The sequence below is a fragment of the Prauserella flavalba genome, from assembly GCF_003202235.1.
Lineage (GTDB): Bacteria > Actinomycetota > Actinomycetes > Mycobacteriales > Pseudonocardiaceae > Prauserella_A > Prauserella_A flavalba.
In genome coordinates this window covers 301,982-324,874 of the sequence record NZ_MASU01000013.1, presented here as the reverse complement: position 1 = coordinate 324,874, position 22,893 = coordinate 301,982, and the positions used below count along the sequence as shown (strand labels likewise).

Below are 22,893 nucleotides of genomic sequence, written 5' to 3'. Positions count from 1 at the left end.
ATCAGGAGCCCACGCGCTCGAGGATCAGCTCGCGCACGCGCTTGGCGTCCGCCTGTCCCTTGGTCGCCTTCATGACGGCGCCGACGATCGCGCCGGCCGCCTGCACCTTGCCGCCGCGGATCTTCTCCGCGACGTCCGGCTGCGCCGCCAGGGCCTCGTCGACCGCCGTGAGCAGGGCCGAGTCGTCGGAGACGACCTTGAGGCCGCGCTTGTCCACCACCTCGTCCGGCTCTCCCTCACCGGCCAGCACGCCCTGCACGACCTCGCGGGCGAGCTTGTTGGTCAGCTCGCCGGACTTCACCAGCTCGATCACGCGGGCCACCTGGGCCGGGGTGATCGGCAGGTCGGCCAGTTCCACCTCGCGGGCGTTGGCCTGCTGGGTCAGATACTGCACCCACCAGCTGCGGGCCTCGCCCGGCTCGGCGCCGGCGTCGACCGTCGCGGCGACGAGGTCGGCGGCACCCGTGTTGACGAGGTCGCGCAGTTCCTCGTCGGTGAGGTTCCACTCGGCCTGGATGCGCTTGCGGCGCTCCCACGGCAGTTCCGGGATCGTCGTGCGCAGCTCGTCGACCCACTCCCGGGTCGGCGCGATCGGCACGAGGTCGGGCTCGGGGAAGTACCGGTAGTCCTCGGCGGTCTCCTTGGTGCGGCCCGACGAGGTGCTGCCGTCTGCCTCCTGGAAGTGCCGGGTCTCCTGGGTCACCGTGCCGCCGGAGGCCAGCACCGCCGCCTGCCTCGTCATCTCGTAGCGCACGGCGCGCTCGACGCTGCGCAGCGAGTTGACGTTCTTCGTCTCGGTGCGGGTGCCGAACTCGCTCGCGCCCTTCGGCATGAGCGACACGTTCGCGTCGCAGCGCAGCGAACCCTGGTCCATGCGGACGTCGGAGACGTCCATCGCCCGCAGCAGGTCCCGCAGCGCGGTCACGTACGCGCGGGCCACCTCGGGAGCGCGCTCGCCCATGCCCGCGATCGGCTTGGTGACGATCTCGATCAGCGGCACGCCCGCGCGGTTGTAGTCGAGCAGCGAGTGCTCTGCTCCGTGGATGCGGCCGGTGGCGCCGCCGACGTGCAGCGACTTGCCGGTGTCCTCCTCCATGTGCGCGCGCTCGATGTCGACGCGCACCACCTCGCCGTCGTCGAGCACGACGTCGAGGTGGCCGTTGAAGGCGATCGGCTCGTCGTACTGCGAGGTCTGGAAGTTCTTCGGCATGTCTGGGTAGAAGTAGTTCTTCCTGGCGAACCGGCACCACTCCGCGATCTCGCAGTTCAGCGCCAGCCCGATCCGGATCGCCGACTCCACCGCCTTGCCGTTGACCACGGGCAGCGCGCCGGGCAGGCCGAGACACGTCGGGCAGACGTGGGTGTTGGGCTCGCCACCGAACAGGTTGGGGCAGCCGCAGAACATCTTGGTCTTCGTGGACAGCTCGACGTGCACCTCGAGCCCCAGCACCGGGTCGTAGCGTTCGACGACCTCGGCGTAGTCCATCAGGTCGACAACGGCGGTCACGCCGAGACCCCCTTCAGTTCAGGAATCCGGTCCAGCAACGGTCCACGCGCCACCTCGTAGGCCGCGCCGACGCGGTAGAGCCGGTCGTCGGCGAGCGCGGGCGCCATGATCTGCAGGCCCACGGGAAGGCCGTCCTCGTCGGACAGTCCACTGGGGACGCTCATCGCGGCGTTGCCCGCCAGGTTGGCCGGGATGGTGCACAGGTCGGCGAGGTACATCGCCAGCGGGTCGTCCACGCGCTCGCCGATCTTGAACGCCGTGGTGGGCGTGGTGGGCGACACGAGAACGTCGACCTTCTCGAACGCGGCGGTGAAGTCACGCGTGATCAGCGTGCGCACCTTCTGCGCAGAGCCGTAGTAGGCGTCGTAGTAGCCCGACGAGAGCGCGTAGGTGCCGAGCATGATGCGGCGCTTGACCTCGGCGCCGAACCCGGCCTCGCGGGTCAGCGACATGACCTCCTCGGCACTGTGCGTGCCGTCGTCGGCGACCCGCAGTCCGTAGCGCATGGCGTCGAACCGCGCCAGGTTGGAGGAGCACTCGCTCGGCGCGATGAGGTAGTACGCGGGCAGCGCGTAGGTGAAGTTCGGGCACGACACCTCGACCACCTCGGCGCCAAGGTCCTTGAGCTGCGCGACCGCGGCTTCGAAGGAGCGCTGCACGCCCGGCTGGTAGCCCTCGCCGGAGAACTCCGCGACCACACCGACCTTCACGCCCGTGAGGTCGCCCTTGAGTCCGGCCCTCGCGGCCGTGACGACGGGCGGCACGGGCGCGTCGATCGACGTCGAGTCCATCGGGTCGTGCCCGGCGATCACCTCGTGCAGCAGCGCCGCGTCGAGCACCGAGCGCGCACACGGACCGGCCTGGTCGAGCGAGGACGAGAACGCGACGAGCCCGTAGCGGGAGACGCCGCCGTAGGTGGGCTTCACGCCGACCGTGCCGGTGACGGCGGCGGGCTGGCGGATCGAGCCGCCGGTGTCGGTGCCGATGGCCAGCGGCGCCTCGAACGCGGCCAGTGAGGCCGAGGAGCCACCGCCGGAGCCGCCGGGGATGCGCTCGCGGTCCCACGGGTTGCGGGTGGGCCCGTACGCCGAGTTCTCGGTGGAGGAGCCCATCGCGAACTCGTCCATGTTCGTCTTGCCGAGTATCACGACACCGGCCTCGCGCAGCCTGCGCGTCACCGTGGCGTCGTAGGGCGGCAGCCAGTTCTCGAGCGTCTTCGACCCGCACGTGGTGGGCACGCCCTTGGTGGTCAGCACGTCCTTGAGCGCGAGCGGCACGCCCGCGATCGGCGACACGGGCTCGCGGCCCTCGGCGAGGTCGCCGTCGACCTTGCGGGCGGCGGCGAGCGCGCCCTCGGTGTCGACGTGCAGGAACGCGTTGACGGCGCCGTCCACCTCGGCGATGCGGTCGAGATGCGCCTGGGTCGCCTCGACGGAGGTGATCTCCCGCTTGTGGATCTTCGCGGCGAGCTCGCTCGCGGTGAGCCTGGTCAGGTCGGTCACTGTTCCTCCCCCAGAATGCGCGGTACCCGGAACCTGCCCTCTTCCGCCGCGGGCGCGCCGGAGAGCGCCTGCTCCTGGCTCAGGCTCGGCCGGATCTCGTCGGCGCGGAACACGTTGGTCAACGGCACGGCGTGCGAGGTCGGCGGGATGTCGTCCGCCGCGACCTCACCGACCTTGGCCACCGCGTCAAGGATCTGGTCGAGCTGGCCTGCGAAGACGTCCAGCTCCTTCTCGGTGACGGCCAGCCTGGCCAATTTGGCGAGGTGCGCGACCTCGTCGCGGGAGATATTCGACACGCGGGTGACTCCGGAAGGGGATTCGGGTGTTCCTTCCGGGCAGTCTATGGCGTGCGGCGGACCGGGCTCGACCGGGTTGTTCGCCCGGCCGGGGCACACTGTGCACGTGGCCACGCCGGCGGTGGCTGCACGCGCCGTCCGCGTTCTGTCACAATCATCGGCCGGCATACGCGCTCCACGGCAAGGAGGGAGTGCCCGAGGAGACGACAGGTCTGAAAGCTGCGGTGAGCTGCTTGAATGAGGTGAGGAAGCTGTCCGGGACCCGCACCGGCACTACCTGTGGCCGGACGAGGACCGAGAGGGGCCCAGGGTGTCGTTCCTGATCAGGGTTCAGCTCCCCGACAGCCCGGGCACGCTGGGGGCCGTGGCCACCGCGCTGGGCCTCGCCGGAGCCGACATCCTCAGCGTCGACGTGGTCGAACGCGGCAACGGCATCGCCATCGACGACCTGGTGGTGGAGCTGCCCTCGGGCAGGCTGCCCGACGCGCTGATCACCGCGGCCGAGAGCGTCGAGGGCGTCGAGGTCGACGCCGTGCGCCCCTACGCCGGGGTGCTGGACACCCACCGCGAGCTCGAGCTCGTCGAGGAGATCGCCGCGCAGCCCGCCACGGGCCTGGACCTGCTCGCCGAAGGCGTGCCGAAGATCATCCGGGCGGGCTGGTCCGTGGTCGTGCAGCACAGCGACGACGGCGTCGAGCCGCTCGCCTCGTCCAGCGCGGCCCCCGAGACGGCGATCAAGGACATGCCGTGGCTGCCCCTGGAGCGCGCGACCGTGCTGGACGGCGAGGAGTCGTGGGTGCCCGCGACCTGGCAGGAGCTGGGCACGGAGCTGGCCGCGACACCGCTGGGCAAGCCGGACCGGGCGCTGCTGGTGGGCCGCCCCGGCGGGCCGATGTTCCGCGCCGCCGAGGTCGCCCGGCTCGCCCACCTCGCCGGGATCGTCGCGGTAGTGCTCGACAGCTGAGCCAACGGGTTCAGCTGTCGAGCAGCGGTTCCGTGCGCAGCTTGGGAGCGACGGTGGCAATGCGGTCGTAGTCGCGATCGCGATGAACAAGGACCGCGCCGCGCCGCAGGGCGACGGCGGCGATCAGCGTGTCGATCGACGACCGCACGGTGTGGCCCGACTCGCGGACGGCTCGGTACAGGTGAGCCGCCTGATGGAAGTCGAGCTGCGGGTCGACGTCGAGCCGCACGAGCCCGTCGAAGACCCGCTCGACTCGGCCGACAGCCGCGGAATGAACACCCTGCAGGACCTCCATGACCACCGGCTGCGTGGTCGCGAGGTAGGCAGGCGATTCCTTGAGCTCGGCCAAGCGTGCCGTCGCCTTGCTGTCCCGGTCGCGCATCCAGTCGATCCACACACCTGCGTCGATCAGGTGGACTGCCACTTGTGCTCCGGATCGGTGCCGCGGCGCATCTCCTCGAGGTCACCTTCCCAGCCGATGCCCCGCAACGACTCGATGTCCTCAGGCGTGATCGTCGGACTCACCTTGCGCAGAGCGAAGTCCACGGCTTCCCGTTTGGTGTCCAAGCCGTACCGGCGCATCACCTCGGCGACCAGCTCATCGTCGATGTCTATGTTCGTCCGGCTCATACACGTAGGATACACACGCGTGGTGTATGCGGCTCAGAGTTCGAGGGCGTAGGCCAGCAAGGTCACGCCCGGAACCGGGGTCCAGTCGCGTTCCGGCAGGCGGCGGAAGCCGAGCCGCTCGTACAGCCGGTGTGCCGTCTTCATCGCCGCCAGGCTGCACAGCACCACCCGCGACGCGCCCAGCTCGCGGGCCTGGTCGAGCACGGCCCTGGTCAGCGCCTCGCCGACGCCTCGGCCCCTCGCCCGCTCGGCCACCGCGAGCATCCGGAACTCCAGCTCGCCCTCGCGGGAGATCTCCGCGTAGTGGGAGCCGTGGGCCGCCACGGTGACCGTGCCCAGCAGCGATCCCGAGGCGTCGACCGCGGCCAGCAGCTCGGCGTGCTCGGCCCGGTGGGCGGCGTCGCGCAGCTCACCGGCGTAGGACTCGCCCGCGTCGTGGCCGAGCAGGCCGTCCGCCTGGTACGCCGCGACCGTCAGCTCCCCCAGCTCGGCCAGCTCGCCGGGCAGCGCACGCCGGACCGTGATCTCACTCATCGGCGTCACCCGTCACCTCGGCGACCTCGCGCGCGGCGTCGGGGCCCTCGGCGAGCAGCACGCGGAAGCCGTTCTCGTTCAGCACCGGCACCTTGAGCTGCACGGCCTTGTCGTACTTCGACCCCGGCGCGTCGCCGACCACCACGAAGGCGGTCTTCTTCGACACCGAGCCCGCCGCCTTGCCGCCCCTGGCCATGATCGCCTCCTTGGCCTCGTCGCGGGAGAACGTCTCCAGCGAGCCGGTGACGACGATCGACAGACCCTCCAGGTTGCGCGGGATCGAGGTGTCGCGCTCCTCCTCCATCCGCACACCCGCGCGGCGCCACTTCTCGACGATCTCGCGATGCCAGTCCACGGCGAACCACTCGCGGACCGCCGTGGCGATGGTGGGACCGACGCCGTCGACCTCGGCCAGCTCCTCCTCGCTCGCGTCGTCGATGCGCTGGATCGAGCCGAACTCCCTCGCCAACGCCTGGGCGGCGGTGGGGCCGACGTGCCTGATCGAAAGGCCGACGATCACCTTCCACAGTGGACGATCCTTGGCGGAGTCGAGGTTGGCGAGCAGCCGGGCGCCGTTGGCGGACAGCTCACCCGCCTTGGTGACGAACAACTCGACCTGAAGCAGTTTCTCCTCGTTCAGCTCGAAGACGTCGCCCTCGTCGGCCACCACCCCGGCCTGCAGCAGCGCGCCCGCCGCCTCCCAGCCGAGCACCTCGATGTCGAACGCGCCGCGCCCGGCGAGGTGGAACAGGCGCTCACGCAGCTGCGCGGGGCACGAGCGCGAGTTGGGGCAACGGATGTCGACGTCGCCCTCCTTCTGGTACGCCAGCCGGGTGCCGCACTCGGGGCAGTGGGCGGGCATCACGAACTCACGCTCGGAGCCGGTGCGCACGTCCACGACCGGGCCGAGCACCTCGGGGATCACGTCGCCCGCCTTGCGGATCACCACACGGTCGCCGATGAGCACGCCCTTGCGCTTGACCTCCTCGGCGTTGTGCAGCGTCGCCATCGCCACCGTGGAGCCCGCGACCTTCACCGGCTCCATCACCGCGTACGGCGTGACGCGGCCGGTGCGCCCGACGTTGACGCGGATGTCGAGCAGCGTGGTGGTGGCCTCCTCGGGCGGGTACTTGAACGCGATGGCCCAGCGCGGGGCCCGCGAGGTGGCACCGAGCCTGCGCTGCAGGGACACCTGGTCGACCTTGATCACCACGCCGTCGATCTCGTACTCGGCGTCGTGGCGGTGCTCGCCCCAGTACTCGATGTGCTCGACGAGCCCCTCGGCCGTCTCGATCACCTTGCTGTAGCTCGAGACCGGGAGGCCCCACGCCGCGAGCGCGTCGTACGCCTCCGACTGCCGCTCGGGGTCGAACCCGTTCCGTTTGCCGAGGCCGTGGCAGATCAGCCGCAGCGGGCGCGAGCGCGTGACCTTCGGGTCCTTCTGCCGCAGCGAGCCCGCCGCGGCGTTGCGGGGGTTGGCGAACGGCGGCTTGCCCGCCTCCACCAGCCGCGCGTTGAGCTCGGCGAACTCCTCGACGCGGTAGTAGACCTCGCCGCGCACCTCCACCAGGTCGGGCACGGCGAAGCCGTCGCTCGCGGTCAGCCGGTCGGGCACGTCCTGGAGGGTGCGGACGTTGAGCGTCACGTCCTCGCCGGTGCGGCCGTCGCCGCGCGTGAGCGCCCGCGTGAGCCTGCCCCTCTCGTAGAGCAGGTTCACCGCGAGACCGTCGATCTTCAGCTCGCACAGGTACCGCGTCTGCCCGCCGACCTCGCGCTCGACACGGTCGACCCACGCGCGCAGTTCCTCGAGGTCGAAGGCGTTGTCGAGGCTCAGCATGCGCTCGAGGTGGTCGTGCGCGGTGAACTCGGTGGAGAACATGCCGCCGACCCGCTGCGTCGGCGAGTCGGGCGTGGCGAGGCCGGGGAAGCGCTCCTCCAGCTCCTCCAGCTCCCGCAGCAGCCGGTCGAACTCACCGTCGCTGATCGTCGGCGAGTCGAGTACGTAGTAGCGGAACTGGTGCCCGCGCACCTCCTCGGCCAGCGCCGTGTGCCGCTCGCGCGCGTCGGCGGGGACGTCGGCGATGTCCTCGGCCGCCTGCGTGCCCTCGGGCGCCTCCGCTACCTGATCCGCTGCAAGGTCCTCACTGCTCACAGCCGCAAAGCCTATGCGCTACCACCGACAGTGTCGTGCCAGCCGTCCGCGCCGCCCAGGCCGCGCACGAGCTCGCGCAGCTCGACGAGACTGATGGTGCCCGTGGGCTCCGCGACCGCGGTCTCCACCCTGCGCAACCGCTCGGCGGCGAGCCGCTCGCCCAGCGCGGCGTCGAGCGGCAGGAACGTCATCGCCCTGCGCGCCGCCTCGGCCAGCTCGGCCATCGCGGGGTGGTGCACGGCGACGTCGACCACGTGCTCGGCCTCGTCCACCTGCGCGACCACCCGCACGTCGGCAAGGGCGATGCGGTGCTCGCCGAGGTTCACGGTGACCTTCTCGGGATCGGGCACCGGCGGCACCGAGTCGTGGTACTCCCACAGCGCGTCGTCCGGCGGCGCGGCGGCCTTCCACGCGTCGGTGTAGGGCCGCAGGGCGGGGTCCTCCTGCCCGCTCACGACGAGCGCGTAGATCGAACGGTGCCCACGCTCCAGCGAGAACTGCAGTGCGGGGTGCACGCGCGCGACGGCGTCGAGCAGCAGCGTCTCCACCCGGTGCGGCTCGCCCTCGCCGAGTGCCGCGCTGATCTCGGGCAGCAGCTCGTCCCAGCGCCGCCAGAACTCCTCGGCCGCGGCAGCCGGATCGGCGGGCACGGGCTCGTCGGGCCACGGCGTGCGCGGGTCTGGCGGTTCGTCCTCATCGCGGCGCTTGCGCCGGAACCAACTCACCTGTGCAGTCCTACCAGCCCTCGGGCGGCTCGATGAACGCTTTGCCCAGATCGCGGGTGAGCGACAGGGCGCGGCGCACCCACTCGCCCCGGGCTCCGGCCAGCCCGCACGTCGGCGTCGGCACGGCGCGCTCGGCGAGTATCGATCGGTTGAACCCGAGCCGGTCGACCAGCCGCAGCGCGGGACCCGCCACGTCGCGCAGGCCCGGCGGCACGGCGGGTGCCTCCGCCGGCACGAGGCCGAGCAGCAGCTCGGTGCCCGCGTCCCACGCCTCCCCGAGCTCGTCGAGCAGCGAACCGGGCGCACCGTCGAGCAGCGTCGCGTCGATCGCGAGCGCACCGGCCCCCGCCGCGCGCAGCAGCGCCACGGGCGGGCGCGACGCGCAGCAGTGCACGATCACGGGGTTGCCGGTGAGCTTCTCGACGCCGGCCACCACGGTCGCGAGCAGCTCGCGTGCCTCCGGCTCGGGCACCGCGTCCACGGTGCCGTAACCCGATGGGGTGGGCAGCGCGCCGGCGAGCACCGTCGGCAGCGACGGCTCGTCGAGCTGCACCACCACGCCCGCGCCCGTCCGCTGCGTCAGCTCGGCGACGTGCCCGGAGAGGCCCTCCAGCAGCGATTCGGCGAAGTCGCGCGTGGCGCCGCGGTCGGTCAGCACCCGGTGCCCGCGCGCCAGCTCGACCCCCGCCGAGAGGCTCCACGGTCCCGCGACCTGCGTTTTCACCACGGCGGGGCGCGCGCCCGCGCGGTCGGCGGCGTCGGAGAACGCGTCGACGTCCCACCGGAGCAGGTCCACGGCGCGCCGGTGGTGCGCACCCGGCCTGGCGGTGACGCGGTAGCCGCTCGGCACCACCTCGACGGCGAGGTCGACGAGCAGTCCCGCGGTGCGGCCGACGAGATCCGCGCCGAGCCCCCGGTCCGGAAGTTCGGGCAGGTGAGGGAACTCGGGCAACTCGCCGAAGACGATCGTGGCGGCTTCGGCCGCGTCGGTTCCCGGCATGGAGCCGATGCCCGTTCCGACGCCGTGGGGCCATGCTTGCTCGGTCACGCCCGACATTGTTCTCCAGGTACCTTCTTCGTATCGAAACCCCTGCGAACAAAGGAGGTGAGACGCATGAGAGTGGCACTCGCGCAGACCGACTGCCGGCTCGGCGACGTTGACGGGAACCTCGCCGATACCGAACGGATCATCAAGGACGCGGCAGCGCAGCACGCCGACCTGGTGGTCTTTCCCGAGCTCAGCCTCACGGGCTACGCACTCGGCCAGCTCGCCGACGACATCTCGCTGTGGCCCGACGACTCGCGTCTCGCCGATTTGTCACGACACGGGCCCGACGTGGTGATCGGCTTGCTGGAGGACGGCCGGATCCGCAGGCACAACTCCGCGCTGTACCTGTCGAACGGTCAGCTGGTGCACAACCACCGCAAGCTGTACCTGCCGAACTACCTCATCTGGGAGGAACGCAAGCACGCCAGCCCAGGCCAGCACATGCGCGCGTTCGAGACGCGGCACGGCCGGTTCGCGACGCTCATCTGCAACGACGCGTGGCAGCCGATGCTGCCGTGGCTCGCCGCGCAGGACGGCGCGGAGCTGCTGATCGTGCCCACCAACAGCGCCGCGAAGCTCACGGGCGGCTCGTTCGACCCGGCCGAGTACTGGCACGACCTGCTCACGTTCACCGCGCGCATGCAGCAGTGCTGGGTGGTGTTCGTCAACCGCGTCGGCGACGAGGCCGGGGTGCGGTTCTGGGGTGGCTCGCGGGTGCTCGACCCGTGGGGCTCGGCGGTGGCGACGGCGCCGAACTGGGAGGAGTCGCTCCTGGTGGTGGACATCGACACCTCGGCGGTGCGCAGGCGCCGCCGGGAGATCCCGCTGCTGGCCGACGCGCGCCTCGGGCTGTTGCGCCGCGAGCTGGAGCGCCTCATCAACGAGAGTGGCAGCGACTGAAAAAGCCTGGTCATCCTTGACAGGCAAGCGGCGACTTGCCTATAACCGTGGGTGTGGACGCAGCGCCCGACCTGTTCAAGGCCCTCGGCGACGCGACGCGACGCACCATCCTGGACGAGCTGACCGAGAAGGACGGTCAGACGCTGTTCGAGATCTGCGGCAGGCTGACGATGAAGCACGGGCTGGCCTCCTCACGGCAGGCCGTCTCGCAACACCTCGCGGTGCTCGAACAAGCCGGGCTGGTGCACACCCGGCGCCAGGGCCGGTACAAGTTCCACCACATCGACACGAGCCCGCTGCGGTCGATCGTCGAGCGGTGGCCCATCGACCGAGAGGAATCCGACCCGTGATCCGCATCAACATCACCAGCGTGCTCGTGGACGACCAGGCCAAGGCGCTGGCCTTCTACACCGAGAAGCTGGGATTCACCAAGAAGACGGACGTGCCGGCGGGCGAGTACCGCTGGCTCACCGTGGTCTCCCCCGCCGACCCGGACGGCGTCGAACTGCTGCTGGAGCCGGACGGCCACCCGGCGGCGGGCCCGTTCAAGAAGGCACTCGTCGCCGACGGCATCCCGTTCACCCAGTTCGCCGTCGACGACGTGTACGCCGAGGTGGAGCGGCTCAAGGGGCTCGGCGTCCAGTTCACCCAGGAGGCGACCGACCTGGGGCCCGTGGTCACCGCCGTCCTCGACGACACCTGCGGCAACCTGATCCAGCTCGCCACGCTGAAGTAAGCGGCCGCTTGGTGAGGTGTGTCTCAGGTGGCTGGCTCCCGTGCGACGCTGCTGTTCTGATCGAGGTTCGGACTCTTCAGGACAGTGAGGTCGCACGTGGAACCGCTCGAGGACGACAACAGCAGGCACTGGACCGAGCCGGGGGTCTACACGGTCTCGCCAGGCGTCTACCGGATTCCGCTGCCACTGCCGAACGACGCGCTGCGGGCGGTGAACGTCTACGTGCTCGTCCACGGCGACTCGCTCGTGCTCATCGACTCCGGCTGGGCGCTCGACGCGGCACACGAGCAGCTGGAGGCGGGACTCAAGGGGCTGGGCGCCGGGCTCGGTGACGTCGGCCAGTTCCTGGTGACGCACGTCCACCGCGACCACTACACGCTCGCCGTGGCGCTGCGCCGCAAGTTCGGCAGCAAGATCGCGCTGGGCCTGCTGGAGGAGCCGTCGCTGCGGATCACCTCGGATCCGGAGGCCCAGCCGATCAAGGCGCAGGTGCGGCTGCTGCGGCGGGCGGGCGCCGATTCGGTGGTCGACGAACTGGCCAAGGCGTTCAAGGAACGACAGCGCACCGAGAGCACGTTCTGGGAGGCGCCGGACGAGTGGCTCACGCCGGGCAGGCGCACCGTGCTGCCCGGCCGCGAGCTCGACATCGTGCACACCCCCGGCCACACGGCGGGACACGTCGTGTTCACCGACGGCGCGGCCGGGCTGATGTTCTCGGGCGACCACGTGCTGCCGCACATCACGCCGTCGATCGGCTTCCAGCCCGCGCCGGCCGAGCTCCCGCTGCGCGACTACCTCGGTTCCCTGCGCGTGGTGAGGGAGCTTCCGGACATGCGCATGCTCCCCGCGCACGGCCCCGTGTCGCCGAGCGTGCACGCGCGGGTGGACGAGCTGCTCGCCCACCACGACCATCGGCTCGCCGAGACCGGTGAGACCGTCGCGAGCGGAGCCCAGACGGCGTACGAGTCGGCGCTCAAGCTGACGTGGACCCGGCGCGAGCGGGTGCTGACCGAGCTGGACCCGTTCAACCAGATGCTCGCGGTGCTGGAGACCGGCGCGCACCTGGACCTGCTGGTGTACCAGGGAAAGCTCGCGGCAACCGACCTCGACGGCGTCCGCCACTACACCCTTCCCTGAGCACCGCCACCCCAGCCGCAGTGAAGGCCACCTTCACTGCGTTGAACGCAGTGAAGGTGGCCTTCACTGCAGTCGGGTGGGCGGGCAGGGTCAGTCTGCGAAGCGGTCGCGCAGTTCCCGCTTGAGGATCTTGCCGGAGGCGTTGCGCGGCAGGTCGTCGACGAAGTGCACGGCCTTGGGGACCTTGAACGCCGAGAGCGTGCCCTTCACGTGGGTCAGCAGCTCGTCGGCGCCGACGTCCTCCCTGCGCACCACGACCGCGGTGATGGCCTCGATCCACTTCTCGTCGGGCAGACCCACCACGGCGACCTCGGCGACGGCCGGGTGCGTGTACAGCGCGTCCTCGACCTCGCGCGAGGCGACCATCACGCCGCCGGTGTTGATCACGTCCTTGAGGCGGTCGACGACGAAGATGTAACCCTCCTCGTCGATGCGCACGAGGTCGCCGGAGTGGAACCAGCCGCCCTGGAACGCCTCCTCGGTCTCCTCGGGCTTGTCCCAGTAGCCGAGACACAGCTGCGGCGAGCGGTAGACGACCTCACCCAGCTCCCCCGGCGCGACGTCGTTGCCCTCGGAGTCCACCACGCGCAGCTCCACGAACAGCACCGCGCGGCCCGCGGAGTCGGGCCGGGCCGCGTGCTCCTCCGGCCGCAGCACCGTGGCGAGCGGGCCGATCTCCGACTGGCCGAAGCAGTTGTAGAAGCCCAGCTCGGGCATCGCCTGCCGCAGCCGCTCCAGCACCGGGCCCGGCATGATCGACGCGCCGTAGTAGGCCTTGCGCAGCGCCGAGAGGTCGAAGTCGCCGAACTCGGGGTTGTTCGCGAGCGCCACCCACAGCGTCGGCGCGGCGAAGAACGCGCGGTGCCGGTCGGCGGCCAGCCTGCGCAGGATCTCGGCGGGGTCGGGCACCTCCAGCAGCGTGTTGGTGGCGCCGACCATCAGCCACGGCACGAGGAACACGTGCATCTGCGCCGAGTGGTACAGCGGCATCACGTGCAGCGGGTGGTCGTTCTCGGTGAGGTCGAGGTTGACCACGCACGACAGGTACTCGTGCAGCAGCGCGCGGTGGGTCATCATCGCGCCCTTGGGCCGTGACGTGGTGCCGGAGGTGTAGAGCAGCTGCACGAGGTCACCCTCGTCCACCTCGGCGTCGAGTTCGGGGACCTCGCCCGTGCGGGCGGCGGCGAGCAGCGAGCCCTCGGCGTCGCGCAGCGGCAGCACGTGCTTGAGGGGCGCCGCGAGCGCGTCGAGGTCCTCCCGCAGCGCGGGGTCGGTGAGCACGACGGTGCTGCCCGACTGCTCCAGCAGGTACGCCAGCTCGGCTCCGGCGAGGTTGTAGTTCACCGGGACGTGCACGAGCCCGGCCCTGGCGCACGCGAGGAAGCCGATCAGGTAGGCGTCGGAGTTCTTGCCGTAGGCGGCCACCCGGTCACCCTTGCCCAGGCCCAGCGACAGCAGGTGCGCGGCCGCGCGCGTGACCGCCGCGTCCAGTTCGGCGTAGGTCCACTGCCGGTCGGCGAACCGCAGCGCGACCCGGCCCGGCACGCGCGCGGCGCTGCGGCGAAGGACGTCGGAGACCGTGCTGGACCTGACCGTGCTCGTCATGGAGAACCTCCCGCGGCGTCCGAGGGTCGTTACGCCGTGGACGCGATCTTCGCACTCCCGAGCACGAGGTCGCCAGCGGCGGCATCGGTCCGGTAGAGCACGGCGACCTGTCCCGGCGCGACACCGTGCAGCGGCTCGCGCAGCCTGATGCTCACGCCACCCTCGACGGCCTCGGCGACCGCGGGCGCCGTGCCGCCGTGCGCGCGTACCTGCACCACGCATTCGGTGGGGCCTTCGAGCGGCGCGCCCGGCCAGACGGGGCGGTCGGCCTCGATCCGCTCGACGCCGAGGTCGCGCGACGAGCCGACCTTCACGGTGCCCGAGACGGGTTCCAGCGCGAGCACGTAGCGGGGCCTGCCGTCAGGGGCGGGTGCGTCGATGCCGAGCCCCTTGCGCTGGCCGATGGTGAACCCGTGCACACCCGTGTGCCTGCCCAGCACGGCCCCGGTCTCGGCGTCCACCAGGTCGCCGGGCCGCTCGCCGAGCCGGGACTCGAGGAACTTCCTGGTGTCGCCGTCGGGGATGAAGCAGATGTCGTGGCTGTCGGGCTTCTGCGCCACGGACAGGCCCCGCTCGGCCGCCTCGGCGCGCACGTCGGGCTTGCGGGAGCCGCCCAGCGGGAACATCGCGTGCCGCAGCTGCTCGGGTGTGAGCGACGCGAGCACGTACGACTGGTCCTTGCCCTCGTCGGCGCTGCGCCGCAGCTGCGGCACGTCGTCCACAACGGACAGGCGCGCGTAGTGACCGGTGCACACGGCGTCGAAGCCGAGCGCCATCGCCTTGTCGAGCAGCGCCTCGAACTTGATCTTCTCGTTGCACGTGACGCACGGGTTGGGCGTGCGCCCGGCCGCGTACTCACCGACGAAGGTCTCCACGACCTCCTCGGTGAACCGCTCTGCGAAGTCCCAGACGTAGAACGGGATCCCGAGGATGTCGGCGGCGCGGCGCGCGTCGTGCGCGTCCTCGATCGTGCAGCAGCCCCGCGATCCGGTGCGCAGCGTTCCGGGCTTCGCCGACAGGGCGAGGTGCACGCCCACCACGTCGTGTCCCGCCTCGACGGCCCGTGCGGCGGCCACCGCCGAATCGACTCCCCCGCTCATCGCGGCCAGTACCCGCACCGTTCACACCTCCTGCTTGTGCTTGCGCATGCCGGCGAGCCCCGCCTGCCTCGCCCGGTCGACCACCCCGCGCAGCTCGCGGGCGAGCGCGTCGACGTCGTCGCGCGTCGAGGTGTGCCCGAGGGAGAACCGCAGCGAGCCGCGTGCCGACGCGGCGTCGGCGCCCATCGCCAGCAGCACGTGGCTCGGCTCGGCGACGCCCGCGGTACACGCGGAGCCCGTGGAGCACTCGATGCCCTTGGCGTCGAGCAGCATCAGCAGGCTGTCGCCGGCGCAGCCGGGGAACGTGAAGTGGGCGATGCCCGGCAGGCGGCCCGCAGGGTCGTCGGCGGGCACGCCGTTGAGGATCGCGTCCGGCACCTCGTGCAGCACGGCGGCGACGAGGTCGTCACGCAGCTTGCCGATGTCGTCGAACGTGGCCTGCCGGTTGCGCACGCTGGAGCGCACGGCGGTGGCGAAGGCGTGGATCGCGGGGACGTCGAGCGTGCCGGAGCGGACCTCGCGCTCCTGGCCGCCCCCGTGCAGCAGCGGCTCGCACGGGGTGTCGCGGTCGAGCAGCAGCGCCCCGACGCCGTACGGCCCGCCGAGCTTGTGCCCGGTGAGGGTCAGCGCGCTCGCACCACTGGCGCCGAAGTCGACCTCGACCGCGCCGACGGCCTGCACGGCGTCGGTGTGCAGCGGGATGTCGTACTCGGCGCAGATGGCGGCGAGCTCCGGCAGCGGGTTGATCGTGCCGACCTCGTTGTTGGCCCACATCACGGTGGCCAGCGCGACGTCGCCGGGGCCGGACTCGATCGCGGCACGCAGCGTCTCCGGCAGCACGCGGCCGGTGGCGTCGACCTCCAGCCACGTGACCTCGGCATCGGCGTGGCTCGCCAGCCAGCTCACGGCGTCGAGCACGGCGTGGTGTTCGACGGCGCCTGCCAGCACGCGGCGGCGGGCCGGGTCGGCCTTGGTGCGGGCCCAGTAGATGCCCTTGACCGCGAGGTTGTCGCTCTCGGTGCCCCCGGCGGTGAAGATCACCTCGGAGGGGCGGGCGCCCAGCGCCTCGGCGACGGCCTCTCGGGCCTCCTCCACCACGCGTCGCGCCCTGCGCCCCGAGGAATGCAGGGAGGAAGCGTTGCCCACGGTGGACAGCGCTTCGCTCATCGCCGTGACGGCGTCGGGCAACATCGGGGTGGTCGCCGCGTGGTCGAGATAGGTCATCGCCTGTCCAGGGTAGTCGTGCCCCCGCGGCCGTGGCTGCGGTACTGCTCACGCGCGGCGGGAACCGCCTGAGCAGGGCGCCCTGCCCGGCGACCGGGGCCGCCGGGCAGGGACGGGTGCCGTGACGGCCCGGGTGAGGACAGTCCCGCCGCGGTGGTGCGGTGCCGGGTGTCCACGGCACCGGGCGGCGGGGCGGCTCCCGCGCCTGGCTCACGGCTCCGCGGTCCGGCCTCCGGCGCGGTAGAGGCACACCCTCGTCACGGGATTCCGGCGAGCGAGGTCTCCAGCGTGTCCTGCGCGAGGTCGTTGTCCACCATCTGGCCGGTGAGGTAGGCGTTGTAGGCGGGCAGGTCGAGGTGCGCGTGCCCGCACAGCGCCGTCAGGATCACCTTCTCCTCGCCCGTCTCCTTGCAGCGCAGCGCCTCCCGCACGCACGCGGCGAGCGCGTGGGTGGGCTCCGGCGCGGGGATGATGCCCTCGGTGCGGGCGAAGCGGACGCCCGCGGAGAAGCACTCCTGCTGCGGCACGGCGATGGCCTCCAGCAGTCCCAGCTCGTAGATGTGCGACAGCAGCGGGGACATGCCGTGGTAGCGCAGGCCGCCGGCGTGGATGGGGTCCGGGATGAACTCGTGGCCGAGCGTGTGCATCTTCAGCAGCGGGGTGAGGCCCGCGGTGTCGCCGAAGTCGTAGGCGTAGCGGCCGCGAGTGAGCGAGGGGCACGCGGCGGGCTCGACGGCGCGGATCTCCGGCGAGATGCGCCCGGCGAGCTTCTCGCGCAGGAACGGGAAGACGAGCCCGCCGAAGTTGGATCCACCGCCGGTGCAGCCGACGATCACGTCCGGAGTGTCCTCGGCGAGCTCGAACTGCTTGATCGCCTCCTCGCCGATGACGGTCTGGTGCAGCAGGACGTGGTTGAGGACGCTGCCGAGTGCGTACCGCGCGTTCGGGTCGCCCGCGGCCTGCTCGACGGCCTCGCTGATGGCGATGCCGAGGCTGCCGGTGGAGTCGGGGTGGTCGGCGAGCACCTTGCGGCCGGCCTGCGTGAGGTCGGAGGGGCTCGGGTGCACGGTCGCCCCGAACGTCTCCATCATGATCTTGCGGTAGGGCTTCTGGTCGTAGGAGGCGCGGACCTGCCACACCTCGCAGTCGAGGCCGTAGGTGGCGCATGCGAAGGCGAGCGCGCTGCCCCATTGCCCGGCGCCGGTCTCGGTGGTGAGCCGGGTGACGCCCTCGGCGGCGTTGTAGAACGCCTGCGGGACGGCCGTGTTGGGCTTGTGGGAGCCGACGGGGCTGACGCCCTCGTACTTGTAGTAGATGCGGGCGGGGGTGTCGAGCAGCTTCTCCAGGCGGCGGGCGCGGTAGAGCGGCGAGGGCCGCCAGAGGCGGTAGACGTCGAGCACCTCGCCAGGAATGTCGACATAGCGATCTGTCGTGACCTCCTGCGCGATGAGCGCCTGCGGGAACAGCGGGGCGAGGTCGTCGGGGCCGACCGGCTCGCGGGTGCCGGGGTGCAGCGGTGGTGGAGGCGGCTCGGGGAGGTCCGGCACGACGTTGTACCACTGGGTCGGCAGGTCGTCTTCGTCGAGAAGGTACTTCGTGCGGCCGGCCATGATGCGCCTCCCAAGGCAAGGGCTGAGCGAGAAGGGAGCAAGGGACCTTTGCTCCCGGAAAACGGTAGTAAAGCTCCCTTGCTTCGCAACAGAGTGAGCCATGAGGTTCTTGTGGGTGACAGCCGCAGTGAAGGCCACCTTCACTGCGTTGAACGCAGTGAAGGTGGCCTTCACTGCGGAGAGCGGACCGGGAGAATGGGTCACGTGGGACGAACGATCGACTGGGCCGACGGAACCGTGGTGATCGTGGACCAGTGCGCGTTGCCCGCCGAGCACCGGCTGCTGCGCCTGGCCACGGTCGACGAGCTGATCGGCGCCATCCAGCGCCTCGCCGTGCGCGGCGCGCCCGCGCTCGGCGCCGCCGGCGCGCTGGGGGTCGCACTCGCCGCTCACCGGCACGGCGCCGACACCGCCGCCGTGCACGCCGACGCCGGGCGCCTCGCCACCGCGAGGCCCACCGCCGTCAACCTGCGCTGGGGCGTCGAGCGTGCGCTCACGAAGCTGCCCGGCGGCGCCGAGGCCGTGCTCGCCGAGGCGCTGGCCATGCTCGACGAGGACGAGCGCGTCAACCGCGAGGCGTCCGCACACGCCGCGCGGCTGCTGCTGGGCACCTGCGCCCGCCGCCCGCTGCGCCTGCTGACCCACTGCAACACCGGCCGCCTCGCCACCGTCGACTGGGGCACCGCGCTCGGCGTCGTCCGCCACCTGCACGCCGAGGGAGAGCTGGAGTACGTGCTCGCCGACGAGACCCGCCCCCTGCTCCAGGGCGCCCGCCTCACCGCGTGGGAGCTGGCCGAGGAGGCGATCCCCTACCGGCTGCTGCCCGACGCCGCCGCTGCCGCCGCGATGGCCCGCGGGCTCGTCGACGGCGTCGTGGTGGGAGCCGACCGCATCGCCGCTAACGGCGACACCGCCAACAAGATCGGCACCTACGGCCTCGCGCTCGCCGCCGCCCGCCACGGCCTGCCGTTCGTGGTCGTGGCCCCGTCGTCGACAGTGGACGCGAGCCTGCCCGACGGCGGCGCGATCGTGATCGAGGAACGCGCCCCCGAGGAGGTCACCCACGTCGCCGGTAACCCGGTCGCGCCGAAGGACGCCGCCGTGTTCAACCCGGCCTTCGACGTCACCCCCGTCGACCTGATCACCGCGGTCGTCACCGAGCACGGCGTGGTCGCGGGTACGGCGCGGTAATCGCTCGACCGCCCCGCCCCGGAGTCCCTACGGTCTGGCCGGGTGCAGACCTTCCCCGTGGCCGGACTGTGCGCGAAGCTGGGGCTCAGCGGTGAGCTCCGCCGCTTCTCCGGGGCTCACCGACGGCAGGCTCGCCCGCCGTGTGCCAGGAGAAAGCCTGGACACGGCCTGGCCGCCACTGTCCACCTCGGACCGGACATCGTCCGGGGCTCATCGACGCCGCACCCCGCGATGCGGGGTGCGGCCGAGACTCCAACCTGAACGGCTGCCGGCGCGGGCTGCCCACGGCACCGACGCTCGACGCGCTCACGTGGTTCGGCCGCTGAGCACCTTCTCGGTGTAGGCGGCCAGCCGGGCCGCGGCGCCGGGATCGAGGGTTTTCAGCGAACTGCCGACGGGTGTGCCCCGGTCGATCGCGGACAGCGGTTCCGCCGGCGGCCGGTCGATCCACTCCACGATCGGCCGCACCGAGTCCGCCACCGGACGGGCGAAGGCCTTCGCGAGCAGCCCGAGCGCTCGCCGGACCACCGGGTTCGGGTGACCGTCGACCCCGCTGCGCGTGAACCCGGGGTGGTAGAGCACGTAGCGCGCCTTGCTCGCCGCCTGCTCGGCGAACCAGACACCCAGCAGGTCGTTCGCCCTACCCGCCTGCAGCTGAGCACGCACCTGGCCGTAGCCGCGAGTGAGCTGGGGATCCTCCCAGTGGATCCGCCCCGCGGTGTTGCCCACCCCGGCGACGTTGACGATCACCGGGTCGGTGCCTGCGTCGAGCAGCGGGCGCAGCCCGTGGCTGAGCAGGTAGCGGCTCAGGTAGTACAGGGCGAACGTGGCCTCCAGGCCGTCCTCGGTCTCCCGCCGCTTCGGGTTGACGCGGTTGGCGAACAACGCCAGCGCGTCGACGCTCTCGTGTTCCTCGCCGATCCGCGCGATCACCCGTTCCGTCTCCGCGATCGACGACAGATCCGCCCGCAGAAACCGGAGATTCGGGTTCGCGGCGTGGTCCAGCAGCGCGCGGCCCTTGGCGTCGCTGCTGCCGATCACGGTGACGTGGTCGCCCCGCGAGAGCCGTTCCAGCGCGGTCGCGCGCCCCATGCCGTCGGTTCCACCGCTGATGACCACGGTCCTCGGTGGTTGGCTCGGCACGATCTTCCTCCCTAGGCTCGACATCGACCGACTCATCGTCGGCCGTCCCGCCGCGGACCGAAAGAAGGCAGTTTGATGTCCGGAACGAACACCGGTGTTCCCTCGGTACTCGCCCACGACCTGCCTCGCCCGGTGCCGCCCGACGAGCTCGCCGCATGCCCGGTGGGCGACGTGTTCCGCCGAGTGGGCGACAAATGGAGCATGCTGCTGGTGATCCTCCTCGGCACGCGCCCGCACCGGTACAACGAGCTGCACCGGGCCGTCGAAGGCATCAGCCAGCGCATGCTGACCCGTACGCTGCGCGGCCTGGAGGCCGACGGGCTGGTGTGGCGCGAGGTGCACCCGACGGTGCCGCCCGGCGTCGAGTACGGCCTCACGCCGCTGGGCCGCAGCCTGCTCGAACCGCTGTCGGCGCTCGCCGACTGGGCCGTGCGTCACGAGGCGGAGCTCAACAAGGTCAGGCGAACGGCACCGAACCGATCGGGTTGAGCGTCGCCGCGTCGTGGACGAGCACTCCCGACTGCGACACCGTCCACAGCTCGTCGCCGAGTACCAGCGAGCGCAGCACCGGCGAGCCGCCGCCGATCCGCCCGAGCGCCGTGATGGAGCCGTCGCCGACCCGCAGCACGAGCGCGTCGGCGTCGGTGGGCAGCACCAGCAGGCCCGTGGGCGGCCAGTAGAGGAAGGCGTGCGTGTCGGCCTCGACCTGCGCCATGCCGCCGGACAGCCGGTGCTGGGCCAGCCGCACCGGTTTCGCCGCGTCGCCGACGTCGAACAGCGACACCTGCAGTCCGAGCGCCCGGCCCTGGAGGTCGGCCTCCTGCCCGACGCCGATCAGCCGCCCCTCGCCTGCGGGATGCAGGTACGCCGAGTAGCCCGTGATCTTCAGCTCCCCCACGGCGCGCGGTCGCGCGGGATCGGCCAGGTCGAGGGTGTACAGCGGATCGGTCTGCCGGAAGGTCACCACGTAGCCGACGGCGCCGAGGAAGCGCACGGCGTAGATTCGTTCGCCCCTGCCGAGACCGCCGAGCGTGCCCACGTCGGTGAGCGTGCTTCCCTTGCGCGCCAGCACGGTCACCGTGTTGTCGGCGCCGGTCATGGTCGCCACGCGCAGGTGACCGTCGTGTTCGGACATCGAGTACTGGTTCAGCAGCGCACCGGGAACGGACCCGGAGGCGACGTGCCGGGCGGGGCCTGCCGAGGCGATGTCGAACTGGTGGATCGCGGTGCCCTGCGGCGCGTTGTGCGCGACGTAGAGGTTCGCGGCCGAGCCGTAGACGGTGGTGCCGTCGGCGGCGATCGCCACGGGATCGCCGGTGCCGAGCGGTCCACCGAGCTCGAACGTCAGCACGGTGAGCAGCGACGTGCCGGGCTCGGGCGGGTGGTACACGTTGTCGCAGTCGACGAGCCTGCCCTGCGAGCGGGCGCCCTGCGCGGTGGTGAGGTCGTAGGCGGGAAGCCAGTCGTCGATGGTCGTGACCCGCACCGCCTGCGGCGTCACGGGCGGCAGCTTCGGCTGCGAGCGCAGGACCACGCGGGCCCTGCCGCCGACGAGCCGCGCGTCGACGTACTCGCCGTCCACCGCGAGCGTACCGACGAGGCGTGCCGCGCCGGTGAGGTCGACGAGCGTCAGCGCGCGCTGCCCCACCACGAGCGCGCGGTCGCCGTCGAGCAGCAGCTCGCCCGCCCAGCCGCCCGGGAGATCCATTGTGGACGTGACGCGCCTGCTCGCCACGTCGATCACCCGCAGGCGCCCGTCGGCGACGGTGACCACGCGGCGGCCGTCGGTCTGCACGAGGTCGGGCTCCTCCACCCCGGCCTCGTGGTTGTTGGTACCGGAGTGCTGTTCCTTGGCCGCCACGTCCGGAGCGGCGGCGGGCGCCCCGGCGGGCGCGGCCTCGTTGACGCGCACGTCCGGCAGGGCTTCGGCCTGCTCCGCCGGTTCGGCCAGCGCCGCGGCCCTGAACTGCTCCAGCGCGGCGTCGCACGAGTCGAACGCCACCAGCTCCGCCGGCGCGGCCCTCGGCGGTGTCGTCGTCCCGGCATCGGGAACACCACACGATCCGAGCGCGAACGCGCACACGACGGCCAGCACACCCACAGCCCGTGGTCTCATGCCGCACTGGACGGAAGCGCGCCCCGGGCGGGTTGCACGCGTGCGAAAATGACCCGATGCGCCAGATCGACACCGACCGCAACCTCGCGAAGGAGATCTTCGACGAGCTGAGGGGCGCGATCGTGAGCGGGGAGCTGACCCCCGGCGCCCTGTACTCGGTTCACGACCTCGCAGCCAGGCTCGGCGTCTCGCGCACCCCCGTCCGGGAGGCCCTGATCCAGCTCTCCGAGCGCGGCATGGTGCGGTTCGAGCGCAACCGCGGCATCCGGATCCTGCAGACGTCGCTGCACGACCTGGAGGAGGTCTTCGCGATCCGGCTGCTGCTGGAGGTTCCCGCGACCTTCCGGGCGACGGGCCAGCGCCCGCCGGGCTGGATCGAGGAGCTGAGCGGGCACCTCGCCGCCATGCGGACCGCGGCCGGGCAGCACGACGAGGCCGCGTTCATGGCCGCCGACCGGCGTTTCCACCAGACCATCAACGCCGCGTCGGGCAACCTGCGGCTGGCCCACTACATCGACTCGCTGCGCGACATGGTGCTCGTGCGCGGCAACTCGACCGTCGACCGCTCCCGAACGATGCACGACATCCTCGGCGAGCACGAGGTGATCTTCGATCTCATCGAGGACGGCAAGGCCCGCGAGGCCGCGGAGTCGATGCGCGCGCACCTGCTGCACACCGCCCAGCTCCTGCTCGGCCAGGAGGCGGCCGCGGGCGGGACCGGCGACACGCCGTTGCCCGAGCTCAACCTCGACTGGACGAACTTCCCGGGCTGA

At 71.7% G+C, this 22,893-nt stretch carries 23 protein-coding genes; 8 read left to right on the top strand and 15 right to left on the bottom strand.

Features of this window, described 5'->3' with window-relative positions; genetic code table 11:
• Position 1 precedes the first annotated feature (1 nt).
• From gatB to gatC, 3 genes are read right to left on the bottom strand one after another with little or no spacing between them, the layout of a single operon-like run.
• Positions 2–1,507, bottom strand: coding sequence for an Asp-tRNA(Asn)/Glu-tRNA(Gln) amidotransferase subunit GatB (gatB, locus tag BA062_RS28790; protein WP_110342122.1), 1,506 nt, complete (start codon positions 1,505–1,507; stop codon positions 2–4).
• Positions 1,504–3,009: an Asp-tRNA(Asn)/Glu-tRNA(Gln) amidotransferase subunit GatA gene (gene gatA, locus BA062_RS28785; RefSeq protein ID WP_110342120.1), complete on the bottom strand. Its 1,506-nt coding sequence runs from the start codon at positions 3,007–3,009 to the stop codon at positions 1,504–1,506. Before gatA ends, gatB begins: the two co-directional genes overlap by 4 nt.
• On the bottom strand, positions 3,006–3,305 hold the full coding sequence (gatC, locus tag BA062_RS28780; protein WP_110342118.1) for an Asp-tRNA(Asn)/Glu-tRNA(Gln) amidotransferase subunit GatC: 300 nt from the start codon (positions 3,303–3,305) through the stop codon (positions 3,006–3,008). Before gatC ends, gatA begins: the two co-directional genes overlap by 4 nt.
• A gap of 310 nt (positions 3,306–3,615) precedes the next feature.
• Between gatC and BA062_RS28775 the strand changes: the two genes are divergently transcribed.
• A complete protein-coding gene (locus BA062_RS28775) occupies positions 3,616–4,269 on the top strand; it encodes an ACT domain-containing protein (RefSeq protein ID WP_110342116.1) in 654 nt (217 codons plus the stop codon).
• Positions 4,270–4,279: 10 nt separating this feature from the next.
• Here the strand turns inward: BA062_RS28775 and vapC are convergent, their stop codons facing one another.
• From vapC to BA062_RS28745, 6 genes are read right to left on the bottom strand one after another with little or no spacing between them, the layout of a single operon-like run.
• Entirely contained in the window at positions 4,280–4,693 is a 414-nt protein-coding gene (gene vapC / locus BA062_RS28770) for a type II toxin-antitoxin system VapC family toxin (RefSeq protein ID WP_110342114.1), read from the bottom strand.
• Positions 4,678–4,899: a type II toxin-antitoxin system VapB family antitoxin gene (locus tag BA062_RS28765; RefSeq protein ID WP_110342112.1), complete on the bottom strand. Its 222-nt coding sequence runs from the start codon at positions 4,897–4,899 to the stop codon at positions 4,678–4,680. The genes vapC and BA062_RS28765 overlap by 16 nt, the downstream gene beginning before the upstream one ends.
• Before the next feature lie 33 nt (positions 4,900–4,932).
• A complete protein-coding gene (locus BA062_RS28760) occupies positions 4,933–5,433 on the bottom strand; it encodes a GNAT family N-acetyltransferase (RefSeq protein WP_110342630.1) in 501 nt (166 codons plus the stop codon).
• On the bottom strand, positions 5,426–7,585 hold the full coding sequence (gene ligA / locus BA062_RS28755; RefSeq protein WP_110342110.1) for an NAD-dependent DNA ligase LigA: 2,160 nt from the start codon (positions 7,583–7,585) through the stop codon (positions 5,426–5,428). The genes BA062_RS28760 and ligA overlap by 8 nt, the downstream gene beginning before the upstream one ends.
• A gap of 11 nt (positions 7,586–7,596) precedes the next feature.
• Complete coding sequence (locus BA062_RS28750; RefSeq protein WP_110342108.1) at positions 7,597–8,310, bottom strand: hypothetical protein; 714 nt, start codon at positions 8,308–8,310, stop codon at positions 7,597–7,599.
• A 10-nt stretch (positions 8,311–8,320) separates the two neighbouring features.
• Positions 8,321–9,367 carry a uroporphyrinogen decarboxylase/cobalamine-independent methonine synthase family protein gene (locus BA062_RS28745; RefSeq protein ID WP_210407027.1) on the bottom strand — a complete coding sequence of 349 codons (1,047 nt, stop codon included), beginning with the start codon at positions 9,365–9,367 and terminating at the stop codon, positions 8,321–8,323.
• Positions 9,368–9,424: 57 nt separating this feature from the next.
• On the opposite strand from BA062_RS28745, the gene BA062_RS28740 reads away from it, so the two are divergent.
• The 4 genes from BA062_RS28740 to BA062_RS28725 all read left to right on the top strand — a co-directional run bounded on the left by BA062_RS28740 (position 9,425) and on the right by BA062_RS28725 (position 12,131).
• Positions 9,425–10,258 (top strand): nitrilase-related carbon-nitrogen hydrolase, encoded by an 834-nt coding sequence (locus BA062_RS28740; RefSeq protein ID WP_110342106.1) that lies wholly within the window; start codon positions 9,425–9,427, stop codon positions 10,256–10,258.
• 53 nt (positions 10,259–10,311) lie between these two features.
• Positions 10,312–10,608, top strand: a complete 297-nt coding sequence (locus BA062_RS28735; protein WP_110342104.1) for an ArsR/SmtB family transcription factor — start codon at positions 10,312–10,314, stop codon at positions 10,606–10,608.
• Entirely contained in the window at positions 10,605–10,994 is a 390-nt protein-coding gene (locus tag BA062_RS28730; RefSeq protein ID WP_110342102.1) for a VOC family protein, read from the top strand. Before BA062_RS28735 ends, BA062_RS28730 begins: the two co-directional genes overlap by 4 nt.
• A 96-nt stretch (positions 10,995–11,090) precedes the next feature.
• A complete protein-coding gene (locus BA062_RS28725) occupies positions 11,091–12,131 on the top strand; it encodes an MBL fold metallo-hydrolase (RefSeq protein ID WP_110342100.1) in 1,041 nt (346 codons plus the stop codon).
• Between the two features lie 90 nt (positions 12,132–12,221).
• On the opposite strand, the gene BA062_RS28720 is transcribed toward BA062_RS28725, so the two are convergent.
• From BA062_RS28720 to BA062_RS28705, 4 genes are all read right to left on the bottom strand, one after another.
• A complete protein-coding gene (locus BA062_RS28720) occupies positions 12,222–13,736 on the bottom strand; it encodes an acyl-CoA synthetase (protein WP_110342098.1) in 1,515 nt (504 codons plus the stop codon).
• A gap of 29 nt (positions 13,737–13,765) precedes the next feature.
• Positions 13,766–14,854 carry a tRNA 2-thiouridine(34) synthase MnmA gene (gene mnmA / locus BA062_RS28715; RefSeq protein ID WP_110342096.1) on the bottom strand — a complete coding sequence of 363 codons (1,089 nt, stop codon included), beginning with the start codon at positions 14,852–14,854 and terminating at the stop codon, positions 13,766–13,768.
• A gap of 3 nt (positions 14,855–14,857) precedes the next feature.
• Positions 14,858–16,060 carry a cysteine desulfurase family protein gene (locus tag BA062_RS28710; RefSeq protein WP_110342094.1) on the bottom strand — a complete coding sequence of 401 codons (1,203 nt, stop codon included), beginning with the start codon at positions 16,058–16,060 and terminating at the stop codon, positions 14,858–14,860.
• A 257-nt stretch (positions 16,061–16,317) separates the two neighbouring features.
• Entirely contained in the window at positions 16,318–17,670 is a 1,353-nt protein-coding gene (locus BA062_RS28705) for a TrpB-like pyridoxal phosphate-dependent enzyme (RefSeq protein ID WP_110342092.1), read from the bottom strand.
• Between the two features lie 195 nt (positions 17,671–17,865).
• Here BA062_RS28705 and mtnA point away from each other — a divergent pair, with 195 nt between their 5' ends.
• Positions 17,866–18,861, top strand: a complete 996-nt coding sequence (gene mtnA, locus BA062_RS28700; RefSeq protein ID WP_110342090.1) for an S-methyl-5-thioribose-1-phosphate isomerase — start codon at positions 17,866–17,868, stop codon at positions 18,859–18,861.
• Positions 18,862–19,167: 306 nt separating this feature from the next.
• On the opposite strand, the gene BA062_RS28695 is transcribed toward mtnA, so the two are convergent.
• A complete protein-coding gene (locus BA062_RS28695; RefSeq protein ID WP_110342088.1) occupies positions 19,168–20,004 on the bottom strand; it encodes an SDR family NAD(P)-dependent oxidoreductase in 837 nt (278 codons plus the stop codon).
• A 75-nt stretch (positions 20,005–20,079) separates the two neighbouring features.
• Here BA062_RS28695 and BA062_RS41080 point away from each other — a divergent pair, with 75 nt between their 5' ends.
• A complete protein-coding gene (locus tag BA062_RS41080) occupies positions 20,080–20,493 on the top strand; it encodes a winged helix-turn-helix transcriptional regulator (protein ID WP_110342086.1) in 414 nt (137 codons plus the stop codon).
• Here the strand turns inward: BA062_RS41080 and BA062_RS28685 are convergent.
• Entirely contained in the window at positions 20,462–22,120 is a 1,659-nt protein-coding gene (locus tag BA062_RS28685) for a beta-propeller domain-containing protein (RefSeq protein WP_110342084.1), read from the bottom strand. The genes BA062_RS41080 and BA062_RS28685 overlap by 32 nt on opposite strands.
• 56 nt (positions 22,121–22,176) lie before the next feature.
• Between BA062_RS28685 and BA062_RS28680 the strand changes: the two genes are divergently transcribed.
• Positions 22,177–22,893, top strand: a complete 717-nt coding sequence (locus BA062_RS28680) for a GntR family transcriptional regulator (RefSeq protein ID WP_110342082.1) — start codon at positions 22,177–22,179, stop codon at positions 22,891–22,893.